Raw genomic sequence first — 18,562 nt, 5'->3', positions numbered from 1 at the left:
GCTCCTGTAGGCCGCTGGATACTCGCACAGAGAATCGTTGTTGTTAGATTGAGTACGTGAACAAGCTTAATCAGAAATTTTTCTTGGGTAGTTTCAAGCAGTTATGGATTTGAAGACGGTCAAAATTTAGCTTTTTAGAAAAATATAAATCCATATTTTTCAATGGGATAGAATCACTGTGCAAACGGATGTAAAAATAGATAATCAGCGATTTAGAGAGATGAATAATTGAAAGAGAGTGCTTGGGTAAGGCTTGAAACAGAAGGGAACATACGGAGATTTTTTGTTTGTTTTAGATGCTTTGAGATGTCGCATATAAAAAGCTTGATGCATATCTCGTTGCAAGGAGATAGGACAGGGTGAACTTTTGTCAGGCGAGACTGTCTCGTGTGCTTTTTGTCTCGCCTTTTATCTCCTAGAGTTTGAATAGTACGATTATTTTGGTTTTATGTAAAACCATTTTTGCGACAGTTTTTCTATCAATAACCTTTTTACCAACAGCCATCGTAGGAAACTACGGCTCCCATTACCTGATCAATTTTATAGCGCGTATTCTCGCCAACGTAGAGAGCAGCGCCCATTTCCTGTGAACCTGTCACCCGTTTGGCATGACACAAATAGGCATTGGCTCCCATTGAAAAGTCGATATTGGCATTTTCGACATCAAGTAAAGAATCTGAATTGTTGAAGTTAGCACCCAGAGACAAATGAGCATCCAAGTTTGAAACCTTGCCCTCAACGAAGATTTCTGCCCCCATGCTGCCCACAACTTTTAACTCGTCGCTTGAAATAGCACATGGAACGGCGGTGAGATTTGTGCCCATTTTTGCTTCGACGCTTGTGAGTGGCTTGTCGGTTACCACGGTAATGTCGAGGTGTTTAGTCGCAAACCATCCAGGGTCTTCGCCTTCATTGCTGATCAGCAATTTGCCTCTGGTATTCTTTAAAGAAAGCTTATCCAGTACGTCTTCGTGACCTTGAGCAATCACCATAGGTTTTGCTCCGCATTGAACGTTGACGCTAATGTCTTTAGAAACACCCAGTGAGTGGAAGGAAGTGGTAGGAAATGCACGTTCTTCGTCTGCCATTGCAGAGTCAGCAATAACCAGAGAAACGATCCCGGTTAGGAATAAAAAACTCGCGTAAAACCTTGATTGAGAAAACATAACTAGCCCTTTAAATTAGAATTGGCACACATGCTTGGTATTTCAATATGTGTGCCAATTTATAATTGTTTGATTTTAAAGGGGTTGTTATATTTCGTGGTGAATTTAACTAACTGTTTTAGCTAAAATTACCAAGATTTCCCAGCAAATTTATAGGTAAGACCAACTTCAAATGACCAACCAAAATTACGCTGAACGATTGGGCTGTCATCATCATGACTTTCCATTCTTGCTTTACTGATGATCACCAACTTCTTCGAGAAGTCGTACAAACCAATTACACCAGCCTGATAGACAAAGCTGCTGGATGCGTCATATTGCTTTAATCCTGATGCACTGGATTCCGCAGCGCTGACACCGTACAAATGGTCGGACAGCTTTCTGTCTCTCCAGTCTAATTCCACGTAAGGAGTCAGTGTGAATCGACGCATTGGCGTGTTGAATGTTTTTCCTAGGTGAACCTGAATTTCTTTACCACCGTGGACATTCATAACATCCTGAAGGTAGGTAATTCGAGCGCCAGGTGTACCAATGGTAAGACCTAATTCCAGGTTACCGTCTCGCTCATCGATGCCATCTGGAATGGTATCAAAAGTGTTAGATACCTGAGCAAAACGCCAGTTACCGGAGATACCGACGTATGGCAAAACGTTGTAGCTTGCCAGGCTGCCGTCAATAAATCCGCGCTCACCGTAATAAAACAGGTTAGGCGTAATGCCAAACTTTGCAGAATCTTCGGTAGAGTAAACCGATTGTCCAAATGTACCGCTGGCACCAATGATGCCGTATTCCTCACCTGGCTCGAATGCGAATGTAGAACCAGATACCAATGCTAATGAGAGTGCGACAAGTTTTTTCATAATATACTTCCATGACCTTACTATACCCAAGTGACCTCGCTTTATGGGTTTCTGAGGTCACTTGGGTATAACAACCATATAGAACTGGCAACTGCGTTTTTTCTTTCACATGCGGCAAATAAAAATTGCCACCTGAAAGAACTGCAAAATAAGTGCCTAAAAAGTATAGATTACCATTCACTCCTTATAACGACCGTTTATCGCATTCTTCTGATTCTGGAATCTGGCGTTGCTAATGTAGCTTCACCAAACAACAGAATGGATATCGGTTATGAAACTCATCAAACGCACATTTATTATTTCTTCACTGCTACTGGCGGGACTTTCGCAAGCTGTTGCCAATCCATCCAATGAACTTATTCAGCAGTACAACCTGGCGGCAGCAGGCGACAGTGACAAAGTAGAGCTGGTTTTCGAACAACTCAATAAATTGATTCAGAAAGAAGGGGCTAAGCCACTGAGTCTGGTTTACCTTGGCAGTACACAAACGATGCAGGGTCGTGATGCCTGGATGCCCTGGAACAAAATGCAATACGTAGAACAGGGTCTGGCAACGATTGATAAAGGGCTTAACCTTATCGCCTCTCAAGCGGTTCCTGTCGAATCTCAACCTGTGATTCAGGGATTGCCGGACACATACCTTGCCAGAGCATTGTCTGCGGCAACTTTCAGCCAGTTGCCGGATATGTTTAATCACTTCGATCGTGGATACGATCTGTATATCGATTTGCTTGCCGAGCCAGAATTTGAGCAGGCACCTTTTGCTGCGACTTCATGGGTTTATTCATTTGCGATTGAAACTGCCATTCGGGCTGAAGATCAACAGCGCGCCCAAGAGTGGCTGGCAGTGATGCTAAAGAAAGACGCTTCACACCCCGAGACCCAAAAAGCTCAAGCCTTGGTCAATGAGGCTTAGGGGGCAATATGATTGAATTTAATCAAATCAATAAGAGCTATCAGTTGGGGACGATTGACGTTCCCGCTCTGAAAAGCGCAACTGGGACAATAGAAAAAGGAGAGATGGTCGCACTTTGTGGTCCTTCCGGTTCCGGGAAGAGTACTCTGCTAAATGTGCTTGGTCTTCTTGATACTGACTATTCCGGACATATTCATTTCGAGGGCAAACCGCTGCCAAAAACACCCAAACAGGCTGCGGAAATCAGACGCTACCAAATGGGATTCATTTTTCAGAAGTTCAATCTGGTTCCGGTGATGACCGCACTGGAAAACGTAATGTACCCCTTGAAACTCAACGGTCACAGCCGAGATCAGCAGCGAGAGATCGCGTTTTCAATGCTGGACAAAGTCGGACTCGGTGAATACGTCCATCACAGACCAGACAATCTTTCAGGGGGACAACAACAGCGAGTGGCCATAGCCCGTGCGCTAGTCAACAAACCCAAACTGATCATCGCCGACGAACCAACAGCGAGTCTGGATAGCGAAAGTGCCACGCTTGTTATCGACATAATGAAGTCGTTGGGGCATGAATTCGGCACCACCTTTGTGATTGCCACTCACGATCACCGAATGGCAGAACGGTGCGATCGCAGTATCGCCCTGTTTGATGGCGTTATTCAAAAGGAGGTTCTGAAATGGGTCAGCTAAATCGAGTTTCATTTTTATCTGCGTATTTTGAAAACCTCAGGTATGCGTTTTTAAACCTGAAGCGCAATTCTCGCCGCAGTGCACTTTCTATCTTAATCATTGCCATTGCTGTTTTCGCCATGGTAAGTGCTGGCGGGTTTGGGCTATTTACTTATCAATCTCTGAAGGAGTCGACGGCTCGTGACACTGGGCACTTAACACTAAGTCAGGTCGGGTATTTCGAGCAGGATGAAGACATGCCTTTATCTAACGGGCTTTCCGGAACCAAAGAGCTGGTCAACAAGATCATGGCGATGGACAAAGTGCGTTCGGTACAACCGAGAGTTTATTTCACTGGCTTAATTTCAAACGGCAACAAGTCGACCATTTTTGTTGGTAATGGCGTTAACGAAAAAGAATTCGATATGAAAGGTCCTTTCTTGAATGTGAAAGAAGGCAGAACCCTGACCAGCATGAACTCCAGCCGCTACAACGCTGATGAGCCTCAAGTAATGCTTGCTTATGAACTCGCCAGAAACCTCAAGGTTAGCATCGGAGACTGGGTAACACTGTTAGCCACCACCAGTGAAGGGGCATTAAACGCGCTGGACTTTAAAGTGCATGGCATCTACAGCACAGGTATTCCTGAACTGGATAAGCGTCAGCTATACCTTCATGTTAATTCTGCTCAGGAGCTATTGGTAACAGAAAAAATCAGCACCTTGTCGGTATTCTTGTTCGATACCGAGCAAACCAACCCAATTCAGAACCAAACTCAACAGTTGCTGGACTCTTCTGTACTGGATCAGGAGATACAGATTACACCTTGGCAAGACAGAGCGTTTTTCTACAAGAAAGTGAAAGATCTGTATGACCGAATTTTCGGCATTATGGGACTAATCATGGCGCTGGTGGTATTCGTTGCTCTTTTCAATACCATGACTATGTCTGTCACCGAACGCACAAGAGAAATCGGGACACTTTCTGCGCTTGGCACATACTCTAACGAGATCATTTCTTCATTCATTAAAGAGGCTGGGTTACTTGCGCTTATCGGTAGCCTGATTGGTGTACTTGCCAGTTTGATTGCTTCAGTCTTGCTACTGGTTGTGGAAATTAAAATGCCACCTCCTCCAGGTCACACCGAAGGTTACCCGCTACAAATCAACTTCTCTCCAGAACTGGCTGCTTATTCGACATTGGGAGTCGTCGCTATTTGCGTATTTGCGGCTTACTTCTCTGCCAGAAAGGGAGTAAACAAACCCATCACCGAGGCACTTGCATATGTTTAATTGTTCTATTCGTCAGGTATTGAATCTTGTCCTGGCAACAACAGCGTTGCTTAGCGGCCAAGTTGTAGCAAACGACGTGACATCCATGCTGAAAAATGCCGATAACTTCCGTATGGAAGAAGAGTCTTCAAAAGTTGTTTCTGTTGTGCACGTTTTCAAAAACGGTGAGAAGGAAAAAACGCATCAGTACCACGTTTATACTCGCCCTCAAAGGCAGTCACTGGTGGTATTAAAATCCAGAGTGGAAGCCGGGCAGAAGATGCTGATGCTGGAAGATAACTACTGGCTGGTTATGCCCAAAAGTCGCCGACCAATTCGAATTACACCCATGCAGAAATTGCTAGGTGAAGCGTCTGTAGGTGATATTTCAACACTGACCTGGAGCGACGATTATCAGGGGGCATTTGAAGGACAAGAAACCCTGACTACGTTATCGGGTAGCGAGATCCAAACCAATAAACTGCTACTGACTGCCAAGACAAAAGGCGCAAGTTACCATTCTATCGAGCTTTGGTTAGAGCAGGAGTCAGACTTTCCTGTAAAGGCAAATCTGATAATGAAATCGGGCAAACTGGCGAAGGTGGCTTGGTTTACCAAAGGTGAGCGTAATAATGAAGATGCCGTAGTTAGCATGACTTTGTTAGATAAAATTCAGCCTAGTAAAAAGACGACCATTGAATATCAGGAGATCTCGTCTTATGAGTTGGAAGACAAATATTACAACCCTTCATTTTTAGTCAGAAGTAACGTGTCGGAGCTGTAACGTGAAGATTGCAAAACCTTTAATCCTGTCTGTGCTTGTTTCACCGGTGGCATTGTCTTCGGAGTTGTCATCGAACTGGGATTGGATGATAAGTGCAGACACGACTCAGCACCAAGCAACCAATGGTGTGTTTGCTTCAGATGGAGAAAGTATCCAGAGCGTAGATGCGCTTTTAGAAGTGGAGCTGGGTTACCAATCGTTCAACGCGTCTCTGGCTTTGCTAGGCAATGGCATCTATCACTCAGACAGCTCGGTAGATTCAGAATCAGACTTGATCATCAGAGAGTTTTTCTGGCAGGGAAGTGTAGATATCGCTGGTACGACTTTGGATGCTACCGTCGGCAAAATTCGTCAGGATTATGGGGTGGGGTATGGTTATCGTCCGCTGGACGTATTCAATCCTTATCGTCGAAACCCAGTAGGGATTCAGGTTGAAGAAGGGGTAGGCGTAGTCAGCCTGTCCCACTTTGGAGCCGAAGGGGAATGGACGGCGATTGCTACGACGTCTTCGCTGACTCAGCAAGAAGCCACAGAGATTCAAAAAGCCGCGCAACAACATGGGGTAGGTGTTCGTTACTACGGTCTGCGAGGTGACAGTGAATTTCAGGTTATCGGCTATTTTGATGACGTAAGAAAAGGGCTGGTTGGGGCGAGTTGGGTAACTGTTTTCGGTAGCGAATGGGAGTGGCATTCATCGGCAGTGATTCAAAGAAAACATCTTGCTTACCAACAGCCAAGTCAGCTTTTTGCACCCGTTGCGCTCGAAACGCAAGGGGCTGCGCAACAAGTCATGACAGGTATAACCTGGAGCAGCTTTTCCGGACACAGCGTCATTGCGGAGTACTGGTATGACAGCCGAGCATGGGGGAAAGAAGAATGGGAAGATGCACAGGTTTCAGCGACCTCGCTCAGAGAAACTTATGGTCAGGATCGTCTTGCCGATTCCTACGGACTGGGACTCACAAATGCCAACTTAACCAAACACAACGTTATGTTTCACTGGACATTGGATACTCAAAACTGGCAGGGACAGCACTGGACTGCTGCTCCGGGTTGGTTTGAAAAGCTAACGCCCACAGTGGATTTGATGATAGCGCCCGAAGATGGTGGTGTGATCTCAACACCAAGATTGAGTTTTGAATGGTACGACGACGGGGCGTCCCGCTTTGAAACTGAACTTGCCGCACGTTTTTACAACGGTAAAGATAAATCACTCTATAAAAACCTAAAAACTAACAGTATGATTTTGCTAAATTTTAAAGGAAGATTTTAATGGGACTGGGGTCAGAGCTAGCCAAAAATGAGTGGCTAAAAAGCTTTTTATTCACTTCTTTATTTTGTTTTATCATCGCGATCACCACTTCCTTTGTCTGGGAAGCTCCATTTTACACGCACATAGTGATCAGCTTTGGCTTTGGCTACAGCGCGGTTGTCGGTGGCTATCTGGTTACTTTGGTGCTTCCGGAGCTATCACGACGAACAGTCAACTTAGTCGCACTCACCATCTCTATGCTGGGCGGTAGTGTTAACGCACATTTTTGGGTGAGTGATTACCCGAGCTTTGCGTCTTACTCCGACATGAAGCCTATCGTGTTATTGGGTTTTATCTTTACGGCGTTTTGCTTTTACTACTTTTATTCGGCAGAACAGAAAGCACAAGCCAGCCACGAGTTAGAGAAAGCGCGACGCATTCAGGCCGATCAGGAAAAAGCGCTGGTTTTAAGTGAGCTACAACAATTGCAAAGCCAGATAGAACCCCACTTTCTGTTTAATACTCTCGCAAACATCAACGTGCTTATAGAAAGTGACCCGAGTAAAGCTAAGCAAATGCTGTCTCGATTAACGGACTTACTTCGGGCAACCCTAAGAAAGAACCGCACACAACTTGTTCCTGTTGATCATGAACTGGATTTGTTGTCCGCCTATTTAGGGATTCAGCAAATACGATTAGGCGAGCTGATGAGTTACAATGTCACTAAAGACGAATTTACCGAATCCTTAATGGTGCCTCCATTTCTGTTGCAACCTTTGGTAGAAAACGCTGTTATTCATGGCTTGGAGCCGAGCCTGAATCGTGGTCACATCGATGTAAAAGTGTTGGATGGAAGAAAGGAAGTTGTCTTGGAAGTCAGAGATAATGGTGTTGGTCTATTGGCAGACAAGTCGTCAGGTGGTCATGGAATAGGGCTTCAGAATATACGAGCCAGGTTAAAGACCTTGTTTGGGGAAGATGCATCCCTTTCAGTCATCCAGAATGACCCTCAGGGTGTCACCTCTCGCATCTCAATTAACAGGTTGGCATTGGGCTCTCTTCAAAGCAGATAATAAAGGTTTATTAGACATGGCAAAGTATGTAAAAGCGGTAATTGCGGACGATGAACCTTTATTACTTCACCACTTACAACGGCAATTAAACGATGTCTGGCTGGAGTTGGATATTGTCGCCAAAGTCGGTGATGGTAAAAGTGCTTTTGATGCCATCCTGGAGCACGAACCCGACGTCGTTTTTCTTGATATCCGAATGCCGGGGCTAGACGGCATAACACTTGCGAATAAGCTAAATAAGCTTCAACACACGCCCCATATTGTGTTTACCACGGCATACGATGAATACGCGGTAGAAGCCTTTGATAACAATGCCACAGACTACCTGTTGAAACCCATCAACGAAGAGCGCCTGACAAAGGCGGTTGCCAAGGTGCAGCAAAGACTCAATGATCACCAAACCAGTAGCCAGCCTGATTTACAAAAGTTGTTCGAACAACTCTCTCCTGAGAAAACTCAACCTCAAAGCTATCTTCATTGGATAAAAGCATCAATGGGGGACGAGATACACCTCATCCCTATCGATGATGTGGTGTATTTCAAATCTGAAGATAAGTACGTTTCTGTTTATTGTCAGAATGGTGAAAGCCATTTGGATGAGTATTTAATCAGAATGTCGTTGAAAGAACTGTTGGGACAGCTCGACCCCAATCAGTTCTGGCAAATTCACCGTTCGACCATTGTTTCTGTTTCACGAATCAGTAAAGTTAGAAAAGATCTGACCGGAAGAATGTATGTTGTGATAGGTCAGAAAGAGCTTCCTGTCAGCCGCGCCTCTCAGTCTCTGTTCAAAGGAATGTAACCTGCCCAACTCAAAACTTTAGCCCTCCCACACTCAAGCTATTAGGTTATCATTTTTATGAATTATTTCACGTTGAACTATATGTAAAATGTAATAGGTAACTACATAAAAATGATGACTTTATCACTTCTTTGTAATTTGCAATAAACTGACACAATTTTATGTGAGATATTTGCAGCACTCTAACAAAAATAACTGTCAATATACGCAAGCTATCTCTTGAACCTTGGTTTAGTGAGAATGCATTGGTTTTCTGGCGAAACATCACTTTGAAGATCCTACGGGGCTGAATCAAAAACTGAAAACGCGTCATGAAAATCATTTCTACTCGCCACTAGGCAATCATATGAGGTAACTTGCGTATATCGCAACGGTTTCGCTGACATCTATTGTGTCACATTTCTTATGTTGGTGATTCCGGCTACGGATAATTGGTTAAAAGTAAAATCATAATCGCGCTAGCAAGGCATTATCCGTTAGACAAAACTCAAAACTCTTCTAAAAAATGGTAGATACATGAAGAAAACATTACTCAGTCTGGCAGTCGCCAGCTCATTAGTATTAGTAGGATGTGGTGAAGCAGAACAAGGAAATCGAAACGCCGTAGCACCTAATGTGGTGGCTATGGAGTCAACCACTGTCATGCATCAACAAAGTAAAACCTATGTTGGCAGGGTACAAGCCGTTGAAGATGCCAACATTACAGCCCAGGTTTCTGGTTACCTTAAAGATCGTCTGTTTATCGAGGGGCAGCTTGTTGAAAAAGGCGATGTTTTATATCAAATCGAACCTTCCTCCTTTGACGCTCAGGTTGCAACCGCCAAAGCCTCATTGGCACAGGCACATGCCTCATTGAAAAAAGCAGAAATGGACTTCAAGCGTGGCAAAAATCTCTTGCCGAAAGGCAACATCTCCAAATCTGAATTTGACACGCTTACAGCGGCGAAATTGAGTGCCGAAGCTCAGGTAGAAGCCGCAGAAGCACAACTCAACCTCGCCAATGTTAACCTGTCTCACACTCAAATTACTGCGCCATTCACAGGAAGAATCAGCAGCAGCAATGTGAGTATTGGTGATCTGGTTTCTCCCTCTTCCGGTCCTTTAACCACCATTGTCAGTTTGGACCCAATTCATACCAGCTTTAACGTGAGTGAGCGGGAAAGACTGGAGTTTGGTATGGATAAAGTGAAAGGTGATGGTGAAGGAGCTGCAAAAGCGCTTGAAGTAGTGATCAAGCTTGAAAATGGCAACGTGTATGAACACAAAGGCAAGTTAGATTTCATCGGTAACCGAATCAATCTGAACACCGGGACAATTGCACTTCGAGCCAGCGTCGCCAACCCAGATCATGCATTATTACCGGGGCAGCATGTTCGCGTTGCCATTCAGGAACAAACACCAGAAGAAGTGGTGGTTATCCCAAGACGCGCTGTTCAGACTGATCTTGAAGGCGACTTCATCATGATTGTTGCCAAAGGCAACATAGCTGAGCGCAGAAACATCACACTAGGAAAGCAGACCGAGCAAGGTGTCATCGTGACAGAAGGGCTCGCTAAGGGAGAGCAGGTTGTTACGCAAGGCTTGCAACGTGTTAGGAATGGAATGCCTGTCAATATCCAAGACTCCGATTCCGCCAACACGGGAGCTTAATCATGCTGAGCCGATTTTTTATTCAGCGCCCTAAATTCGCGCTGGTTATCTCCATCATTCTTACATTGGCAGGGGCAATTTCATTGCTTGTACTGCCGGTTTCTGAGTATCCGGAAATCAGCCCGCCTTCTGTTAACGTTACGGCTTACTACACTGGTGCCAGTGCAGAAGTTCTAGAGCAGGCAATCGCTGACCCGATAGAAACCTCCGTTAATGGCGTGGAAGACATGATCTATATGTCTTCGAAGAGTGCCAACGACGGTTCTTACTCTTTAAACGTGACCTTTGATATCGGAACCGATCCCGACATGGCTCAGGTCAACGTTCAAAACCGTGTAACCCAGATCGAATCAAAGTTGCCACCAGAGGTTCGAATGGTGGGTGTCACGGTGAAGAAAAATTCACCTGACTTGTTGATGGTACTGAACTTTTACTCGCCTGAAGGTAAGTACAATGACCAGTTCCTGATCAACTACGTGAACCTGAACGTTAAAGACCAGCTTGCTCGTGTTAAAGGCATCAGTAACGTGAGTGTTATCGGTGGCGGTGAGTACGCAATGCGTGTCTGGCTGGATCCGGAAAAGCTGGCTTCGCTGAAAATGACGACTTCGGATGTATATGCAGCCCTTGCTGAGCAGAATGTTCAGGTAGCAGCAGGTAACATCGGGGCGGCACCATACGCTAACCCACAGGAAGTGCAGTTTAACCTGGTGACTAAAGGCCGACTAGAGACGGTGGAAGAGTTTGAAGGTGTAATGCTTCGCGCTAACCCAGATGGTTCTGCGGTTTACTTGAAAGATGTCGCTCGTGTAGAACTGGGCAAAAACTTTTACAACGGTACGGGCTTATTCCGTGGTCAGGACGCTTCTATCGTGGTGCTTTCTCTCCAGTCAGGTGCGAATGCACTCGAGAGTGGTGGTTTGGTGATGGAAAGGCTGGAAGAGCTTTCCAAGACTTTCCCTGAAGGCATGGTGTATGAAACCAGCTACGATACGACACTGTTTGTCGAAGAGTCGATTAAAGGCGTAGTCAAAACACTTATTGAAGCCATTCTTTTGGTTATCGCAGTCACTTACCTGTTCCTGGGCAGTGCGCGTGCCACTCTGATTCCGGTTATTGCCATTCCCGTTTCTTTGATTGGTACCTTTGCCATCATGTTGGCAACTGGTTTTACCATTAATACCGTAACTCTGTTTGGTCTGATTCTGGCCATTGGTATCGTGGTGGACGATGCGATTCTGGTTATCGAAAACGTTGATACCATCATGAAGCGGGATCCTAGCCTAACGCCAAGACAAGCTACGTTAAAAGCGATGAAAGAGGTAACCGGACCTATCATTACCTCTACGCTGGTTCTCCTTGCCGTATTTATTCCAGTGGCAATGCTACCGGGAATCACCGGGATCATGTACCGCCAGTTCGCCTTAACTATTTGTATTTCTGTAGTTATTTCTTCGATTAATGCGCTTACCTTATCACCTGCTGTGTGTTCTCTGGTGCTTAAGCAAGGCGGAGGCAATACCGCGAAGTGGTTTGATGCCTTTAATCGGGTTCTGGACAAAGTCACCAGTCAATATGGTAAGGCAGCGGGTTTTCTGGTTAAGAAAACAATTCTGGCTCTGATTTTCTTTGGTGTCGCAGTGGCAGCAGTTTCGTTCCTTGCGAAAACCACTTCAACAGCATTCGTGCCACAGGAAGATAAAGGCATCATGCTGGTTAACGTGCAGTTACCGGATTCCGCTTCTCTGTCTCGTACAGAAGCGGTAACTGAAAAGCTGATGGATGTGATCAACCAGGAGCCTAGTATCGAAGGTGTGACTGTCGCTAATGGTTATGCTTTCCTGACCGGTGCAGCGGCATCAAACGGTGCTTCACTGTTCGTTAAACTCAAGGATTGGGACTACCGAAACAATCTGGACGGCGATCATTCTTCTTTTGCCGTTACGAATCGTATTAATGCTCGCGCGGCACAGGAAATTCCAGAAGCTGTTGTATTTGCAATGGGTGCACCAGCCGTACCGGGAATGGGAGCAGGGTCTGGCTTTGAATTTGTACTTGAAGATGCGTTAGGTCGAAACCGAAGCGACTTAGCTCAGGTTATGGGCGAAGTCATGGCTAAAGCGAACGCTCAGCCAGAAATTCTGTACACCTACAGTACGTTCCGTGCCAACGTTCCGCACTTCTATCTGGATATTGATCGCCAGAAAGCCAAGCAGCTTGGCATTCCTTTGGGCGAAATCTTCCAGACGCTTCAGGGTAACCTCGGTTCCATTTACGTTAATGACTTCACCATGTTTGGTAAGAACTTCCGTGTGACACTTCAGGCTGATGCTGAACACAGGACAGACATGGAAGATCTTGGCAGGTTCCACGTTCGTAGCCAGTCTGGAGACATGATTCCGCTAGGTACTCTGGTGAGTTATGAGCAGGTCTTCGAACCGGATGTGGCTTGGCGTTACAACATGTACCGTTCTGCTGTCATTCAGGGTGAAGCGGCACAGGGTTATTCCAGTGGTGATGCTATTGCAGCGATGGAGCGAGTTGCGGCTGAAGTACTTCCTCATGGGTACCAGTACGAATGGACAGGATTGGCGTACCAGGAGAAGCTAGCGGGCAATCAGGCGATCTATGCGTTTGCACTGGCTCTAATCTTCATTTACCTGTTTATGGTGGCACAGTACGAGAGCTGGACGATCCCACTGGCTATCATTCTTGTGGTTCCGGTAGCGACACTGGGCTCGTTCATGGCTCTTAACTTGACGGGCATTCCACTGAACCTGTATGCCCAGATTGGTTTGGTGTTGTTGATAGCCCTCGCAGCGAAGAACGCCATTTTGATAGTCGAGTTCGCGAAATTGGAGCGTGAGAACAAAGAAGTACCGATCGATGAAGCCGCTGTTCATGGTGGTGAATTGCGATTCCGTGCCGTGAATATGACTTCCTGGTCGTTTATCTTGGGTATTACTCCGCTAATCTTTGCGTCAGGTGCGGGTTACATCAGTCAGAATTCATTGGGTGTGTCACTGGTTGGTGGCTTACTCTGCGTGCTACTGGCGGGTACCTTCCTGATTCCGAGCTTCTATGCCATGGTTCAGCGCAAGCGTGAAAAGTTCCATGGAGGAAGTACTAAGCTGGTGGAACTTAAAGACGAGTAACACTAACAAGCTTTGTAAATTGATATTGCATGCCCCAGTTTATCTGGGGCTTTTTTATAAGCCTGTTACGCGCTCAGTTTAATCTCATTGAATTCAACTGGTTTTCCAGGAATCGTATGGTTGGCGTATCCGTCGAGAGAGAAATAGCTTTCTGATAGCAGTCTGCGGCTTCTTTGGGCTGGCAGAGCTTGCGGTAGAATTCAGCTTTCGTTGCCCAAAGAGGCTGGAAACCCGAACCAATTTCAGATTCTAAATCCAGAACTAGATTAAGCCCTTTCTCGTAACCAAAGTGTTTAGCCACTACAACAGAATAAGCCACCTTCGCGCCAACAGAAGGGGCAAACTGAATGAGTGCAGGATAAAGCTTACTCAGGGCTTCCCAGTCCGTTATTCCTGAAGACTTCCTAGCCTGATGAACCGACTGAATCGCGGCTTCAATCTGGAAGCGACCAACGCGATTTAACGCATGTGCGTCCTTTAGTTTACGTTGAGCATACAGTGAAAGGCTGTCGTCCCACAGTGTCATGTCTTGCTTTTCAACGGGGACCAAGGTCTGTTCATGAATTCTGGCTAACCGTCGCGCGTGTCCAAAGGCAATCAGTGCAGCAAGCCCTTTGGCTTCCGGATCGTCAGGAACGAGAGAAACAAGAAGGTCCGCCAGATACAATGCCTCTTCACCAAAGGTGTCGTTTGGGTCAAGCCAGTCGTAGGTGTGCAGAGCATAAATGGCTTCGTATATTGTCTGGCAACGTGAAGGTAACTGAGAAGGGTCTGGGACCTGAAAGGGGATGCCAGAGTCCCGGACTTTGGCTTTTGCCCTGACGAGGCGTTTTGCCAGCGCAGCAGGGGGATACATAAAGAGTCTGGCGATCACCTTTGCTTCAATTCCCAGAACAGTTTGCAGCATCAGGGGCGTATGCAAATCCGCTGAGATAGCAGGGTGAGCACAAACCATCATCAGTTCGAGTCTCTTGTCTGGCAGAGCGGGGGAGTCGGATTCCATGTTCGCTTCCTCTTCAATTTCTGGTTCTTCGGGAAAGCGAACCAATTGACGCTGGCGATCTGTGATCTTGTTTTTGGCGACCGTCATCAACCAGGCTTCTGGGTTGTTCGGAATGCCGTTCTCTTTCCAGTGGCTGAGTGCTTTAGTAAAGGCTTCCGCTAATGCGTCTTCAGCGAGCGCAATGTCATGAGTTCTGGATGACAGATACGCCAGCAGCTTTCCGTATGAGGAACGTGCCGCCATTTCGGCGGCACGATATTCTTTGCTCATAGTGAATCCATTGCTGAGCAGCGAATTTCAACTTTTCCGCGTTTTGCTGCAGGGCACTTCTCGGCCCAAACCATAGCAGCATCCAGGTCGGGTACATCGATTACGAAGAATCCCCCAAGCGTTTCACGTGTCTCTGCGAAAGGACCATCTTGCACCTGCTTTGTCCCGTCTTTCAGCGTGACTGTGGTTGCAGTATCAACTGGCTGTAGCCAGTCCGTATCTACAAACACTCCTGCTTTTTGCAGTGATTCGATGTAAGCCCCATAAACTTCTTTTTCTGCAATCCAGTCTTCCTGAGTCATGTCTGCTAGATCTGCCGGGTCGGTGTAAAGTAAAAATGTATAGCGCATCGTTTTTCTCCTTAAGTTCGCTAAGTTTTAAATTTGGTGGGTTAAGCAGCTTTCGCCAGGTTATCCAGACCTTTTTCGAAGGTTTTGCCTACCATCTTGTCCATAAACAAACCAAATACTCGAGCAATTGGGTTGTTCCCTAAATCCATTTCCATGCGCCATGTGACGAGTGCGCCATTTTCTTTTGGTTCTGCTTTGATGATCTGAGTGGGCTGCCCCATTGCTCCAAGATCAATACTGTACTGAACAGAGTGATTCGTGACAGATGAAACCACCTGGCTGCCTTTGCCATCTTTTCCGTTAAAGTGAAAACCAGAACCGATTCCATTCTCCGGGCCAAAATGTTGAATACTTAAATCTGGGTCAGCCGATTTATATGGATTGAATTTCTGGTATCCCTTGTTTGAAGCAGCCAGATTGATGATGTCTTTGGCTTGCTTAGGCAACATAGATTGTCTTTCGACTTCAATGTGTCTGGGTAACAAAAGAGTTGCCAATGCTAATACTGTCAGTATGCCTACAGCCGCCATTAATATCGTAGTAAGTGTCATGATAATTCTCCTTTAAATGAAAAAGCCCAACTGCTTTTCATTGACATGACGAACAACGATCGGCTCAAAAGACATGTTCACAAAAAAATTTAAAAATTTTTTTAAATGTTGGAAATCAAATGCCATGACCCATTGAAAACAATAGTAAAGAGTAGTTTGAACATTATTTATACGCTTGAACGTTTGCGTGAAAATATGTGATGAAGTTCTCATTTGTGCCGCTATACTTCTCGCTCGGTTATAAGCCGAAGCTGGCACATTCGGCTGTTTTATTGATTTGAACAGGCGATATAGAGGCGTGTTGATCTTTTGTGATTTATACGTTTTGCATAACCAATACAAGCCGTCACAAGGATTGCTAACGAGAGTCAACAGATTCTAAGCATGTGAATGACCCCACGGACCGGACCAGCTAATTTTAACTGCTTGTAAAGGTGAATCCGCAATGACGATTTTTTCCAATTCCATTCTGGGGTGGTTCAGTTCCGCGCCATCACAACCCTACCATTTACTGTCTGAATTGCGCTTGGGCGCTTCTTCAATTTCCATTCGATAACAGGGTTGATAATGAACATTCTTTTTAGCATTTTGGGTGTTATTACCCTACTGATTTGCGCCTACGCTTTCTCAGAGAATCGCAAAGCCATTAACTGGAAAACGGTATCCAGAGCGTTGATCCTTCAGGTTGGTTTTGCGGCACTTGTCCTGTACTTTCCTTGGGGACAGTTGGCTTTGACCAATCTGAGCAACGGTGTATCCAGCCTGTTGGGGTTTGCTGACGAGGGCATCGCTTTTCTCTTTGGTGATCTGGCGAGCAGTGGATTTATTTTTGCAATCCGTGTTCTTCCAATCATTATCTTTTTCAGTGCCTTGATTTCCGCACTTTATTACCTTGGCATTATGCAGAAAGTCATCGAGTTTATTGGTGGCGGCATTCAGAAATTCTTAGGAACCAGTAAGGCAGAGTCGTTAGTTGCGACTGGTAACATCTTTTTGTCTCAGGGTGAATCTCCGCTATTGGTTCGTCCGTTTCTGTCAAAAATGACACGTTCTGAACTGTTCGCTGTAATGGCTGGTGGTATGGCATCGGTCGCGGGCAGTGTTCTGGGTGGATACGCTGGGCTGGGTGTTGAGCTGAAGTACCTGATAGCGGCAAGCTTCATGGCGGCACCGGGTAGCTTACTGATGGCTAAGATTCTGGTTCCGGAGCAGGGAACACCATCGCAGCAGCTTGATGTTGAAATGGATAAAGCAGAACAGAGCAATGTTATTGATGCACTTGCTAGTGGTGCCATGAATGGTATGAAAGTAGCCGTTGCTGTCGGCACTATGCTGATTGCATTCGTGAGTGTCATCGCGATGGTCAATACCGGTCTTGAAACACTTGGCGAATGGGGTGGCTTCAGTGGCATCACTTTGCAAGCCATATTCGGCTATATATTTGCGCCTCTAGCCTGGGTGATTGGTGTTCCGGGCAGCGAAGTGTTGGCTGCGGGTTCTTATATTGGTCAGAAAGTGGTGATGAACGAGTTTGTTGCGTTTATCGACTTTGTGGCGAACAAGGAGATGCTGTCTGAGCACACTCAAGTGATTGTTACGTTTGCATTATGTGGGTTTGCCAACATTGGCTCTATCGCCATTCAGCTAGGTTCAATTGGTGTGATCGCGCCAGAGCGTCGCTCTGAGGTGGCAAACTTAGGTTTCAAAGCGGTACTTGCAGGTACACTGGCAAACCTGATGAGTGCGTGCTTGGCAGGGTTATTTATTCTGCTTTAAGTACTTAAGGTCCACAGACCTTAATTTATAAAAATTCATAAATATCAAAGGCTAGGGGGTTCTCCTAGCCTTTTTATTTAGGTACTTTGTAATAAGCTAGAAAATCAGTGCTATAGAAAAGGATTGCGAATGAATATCAGGACGTATCAGCCTTCAGACAAACAAAGCATCATAGCAATATGGCAAGCTTGCGGATTAGTGGTTCCCTGGAACGACCCAAGCAAAGACATCGATATTAAAGTGGCTCACGATAAGGAGCTGTTTCTGGTTATGGAAGAAAGTGGCAAGGTTGTCGCGTCTGTTATGGGGGGATACGAAGGTCACCGAGGGTGGGCAAACTACCTTGCAGTGGATCCTGAATATCAGGGAACCGGAGCAGGACGCTTACTTATGGAAGATCTTGAGCGACGGTTAAAGGAAAAAGGGTGCCCCAAGATAAATCTTCAGGTCAGAAACACTAACGCCAAAGTCATTCAATTCTACGAATACTTAGGCTATAGCATTGATGAGTCAGTGAGTATGGGAAAGCGTCTGGATGGCGTTAAAAAATAACAAGGTCAACAGACTCTAATCAACCAGAAAGTAGAAAAGCCAGTGAAGACACTGGCTTTTCTTATAAACGATTCAGCTTATCAGGCTTTGGCTGTTTCCAGACTGGCTGCTTTTTTCTCGTTGTACATCTTCAGCAGGAAGTAGACATTCACACATGCGATAAAGCCATTTGTTACAACAACTGGCATTGCATCGATCATTAAACCGTAAGTGGTGAACAGTGCACATCCAATAAAGTTAAGTACACGCAGCAGTACGATGTCTTTCATCATTAGCGAGATCGCTACCATGATAGAAGACGCATACCCCAAAATTTCAACAGTGCTAAATTCCATAAATTGACCCTCTTATTCTCATCGGTGTTTACCGCTACCAATTCTTCTCTTCATGAGATAAAGGGGGTTATCCGTGCCCCGAATGGTCATTTTTCGTCACTATACCAAGGCTTGATTTACTCGGG

General features: G+C 45.6%; 17 protein-coding genes. 11 read left to right on the top strand and 6 right to left on the bottom strand.

What is annotated here, in order from left to right; translation table 11 throughout:
• Positions 1-491 precede the first annotated feature (491 nt).
• Together QMG91_RS24465 and QMG91_RS24460 are read right to left on the bottom strand one after the other, a co-directional pair.
• Positions 492-1,166 carry a GIN domain-containing protein gene (locus QMG91_RS24465; protein WP_223097529.1) on the bottom strand — a complete coding sequence of 225 codons (675 nt, stop codon included), beginning with the start codon at positions 1,164-1,166 and terminating at the stop codon, positions 492-494.
• Between the two features lie 128 nt (positions 1,167-1,294).
• Positions 1,295-2,026, bottom strand: a complete 732-nt coding sequence (locus tag QMG91_RS24460) for a MipA/OmpV family protein (protein ID WP_004407319.1) — start codon at positions 2,024-2,026, stop codon at positions 1,295-1,297.
• 271 nt (positions 2,027-2,297) lie between these two features.
• Between QMG91_RS24460 and QMG91_RS24455 the strand changes: the two genes are divergently transcribed.
• The 9 genes from QMG91_RS24455 to QMG91_RS24415 all read left to right on the top strand — a co-directional run bounded on the left by QMG91_RS24455 (position 2,298) and on the right by QMG91_RS24415 (position 13,600).
• The gene (locus QMG91_RS24455; protein WP_281830629.1) at positions 2,298-2,942 is read left to right on the top strand and encodes a hypothetical protein; all 645 of its coding nucleotides are present in this window, start codon (positions 2,298-2,300) and stop codon (positions 2,940-2,942) included.
• A gap of 8 nt (positions 2,943-2,950) precedes the next feature.
• On the top strand, positions 2,951-3,634 hold the full coding sequence (locus QMG91_RS24450; RefSeq protein WP_281830627.1) for an ABC transporter ATP-binding protein: 684 nt from the start codon (positions 2,951-2,953) through the stop codon (positions 3,632-3,634).
• On the top strand, positions 3,622-4,905 hold the full coding sequence (locus QMG91_RS24445; protein WP_281830626.1) for an ABC transporter permease: 1,284 nt from the start codon (positions 3,622-3,624) through the stop codon (positions 4,903-4,905). Before QMG91_RS24450 ends, QMG91_RS24445 begins: the two co-directional genes overlap by 13 nt.
• On the top strand, positions 4,898-5,668 hold the full coding sequence (locus QMG91_RS24440) for an outer membrane lipoprotein-sorting protein (RefSeq protein WP_281830625.1): 771 nt from the start codon (positions 4,898-4,900) through the stop codon (positions 5,666-5,668). Before QMG91_RS24445 ends, QMG91_RS24440 begins: the two co-directional genes overlap by 8 nt.
• Position 5,669: 1 nt before the next feature.
• Positions 5,670-6,941, top strand: a complete 1,272-nt coding sequence (locus QMG91_RS24435; RefSeq protein ID WP_281830623.1) for a hypothetical protein — start codon at positions 5,670-5,672, stop codon at positions 6,939-6,941.
• Positions 6,941-7,993, top strand: coding sequence for a sensor histidine kinase (locus tag QMG91_RS24430; RefSeq protein WP_022599827.1), 1,053 nt, complete (start codon positions 6,941-6,943; stop codon positions 7,991-7,993). The genes QMG91_RS24435 and QMG91_RS24430 overlap by 1 nt, the downstream gene beginning before the upstream one ends.
• Positions 7,994-8,009: 16 nt before the next feature.
• Positions 8,010-8,795 (top strand): LytR/AlgR family response regulator transcription factor, encoded by a 786-nt coding sequence (locus QMG91_RS24425; RefSeq protein WP_281830622.1) that lies wholly within the window; start codon positions 8,010-8,012, stop codon positions 8,793-8,795.
• 516 nt (positions 8,796-9,311) lie between these two features.
• Positions 9,312-10,445, top strand: a complete 1,134-nt coding sequence (locus tag QMG91_RS24420) for an efflux RND transporter periplasmic adaptor subunit (RefSeq protein ID WP_022608327.1) — start codon at positions 9,312-9,314, stop codon at positions 10,443-10,445.
• 2 nt (positions 10,446-10,447) lie between these two features.
• The gene (locus QMG91_RS24415; RefSeq protein ID WP_281830620.1) at positions 10,448-13,600 is read left to right on the top strand and encodes an efflux RND transporter permease subunit; all 3,153 of its coding nucleotides are present in this window, start codon (positions 10,448-10,450) and stop codon (positions 13,598-13,600) included.
• A gap of 73 nt (positions 13,601-13,673) precedes the next feature.
• Here the strand turns inward: QMG91_RS24415 and QMG91_RS24410 are convergent, their stop codons facing one another.
• From QMG91_RS24410 to QMG91_RS24400, 3 genes are read right to left on the bottom strand one after another with little or no spacing between them, the layout of a single operon-like run.
• Positions 13,674-14,873: an RNA polymerase sigma factor gene (locus QMG91_RS24410; protein ID WP_281830619.1), complete on the bottom strand. Its 1,200-nt coding sequence runs from the start codon at positions 14,871-14,873 to the stop codon at positions 13,674-13,676.
• Entirely contained in the window at positions 14,870-15,223 is a 354-nt protein-coding gene (locus QMG91_RS24405; protein ID WP_004398231.1) for a YciI family protein, read from the bottom strand. The genes QMG91_RS24410 and QMG91_RS24405 overlap by 4 nt, the downstream gene beginning before the upstream one ends.
• Positions 15,224-15,264: 41 nt before the next feature.
• Positions 15,265-15,774: an SRPBCC family protein gene (locus QMG91_RS24400; RefSeq protein ID WP_281830617.1), complete on the bottom strand. Its 510-nt coding sequence runs from the start codon at positions 15,772-15,774 to the stop codon at positions 15,265-15,267.
• Between the two features lie 567 nt (positions 15,775-16,341).
• Here QMG91_RS24400 and QMG91_RS24395 point away from each other — a divergent pair.
• Together QMG91_RS24395 and QMG91_RS24390 are read left to right on the top strand one after the other, a co-directional pair.
• Positions 16,342-17,550: a NupC/NupG family nucleoside CNT transporter gene (locus QMG91_RS24395; protein WP_022591809.1), complete on the top strand. Its 1,209-nt coding sequence runs from the start codon at positions 16,342-16,344 to the stop codon at positions 17,548-17,550.
• 129 nt (positions 17,551-17,679) lie between these two features.
• Positions 17,680-18,102 carry a GNAT family acetyltransferase gene (locus tag QMG91_RS24390; RefSeq protein WP_004398235.1) on the top strand — a complete coding sequence of 141 codons (423 nt, stop codon included), beginning with the start codon at positions 17,680-17,682 and terminating at the stop codon, positions 18,100-18,102.
• 80 nt (positions 18,103-18,182) lie between these two features.
• Here QMG91_RS24390 and QMG91_RS24385 read toward each other — a convergent pair whose 3' ends face one another.
• Positions 18,183-18,437 (bottom strand): YgjV family protein, encoded by a 255-nt coding sequence (locus tag QMG91_RS24385; RefSeq protein WP_004398236.1) that lies wholly within the window; start codon positions 18,435-18,437, stop codon positions 18,183-18,185.
• Positions 18,438-18,562: the final 125 nt, after the last annotated feature.

Origin of the sequence: Vibrio nigripulchritudo, assembly GCF_027924785.1 — a bacterium.
Classification (GTDB): domain Bacteria; phylum Pseudomonadota; class Gammaproteobacteria; order Enterobacterales; family Vibrionaceae; genus Vibrio; species Vibrio nigripulchritudo.
The sequence above is the reverse complement of the archived record's forward strand: the minus strand, read 5'-3'. Positions and strand labels throughout refer to the sequence as shown.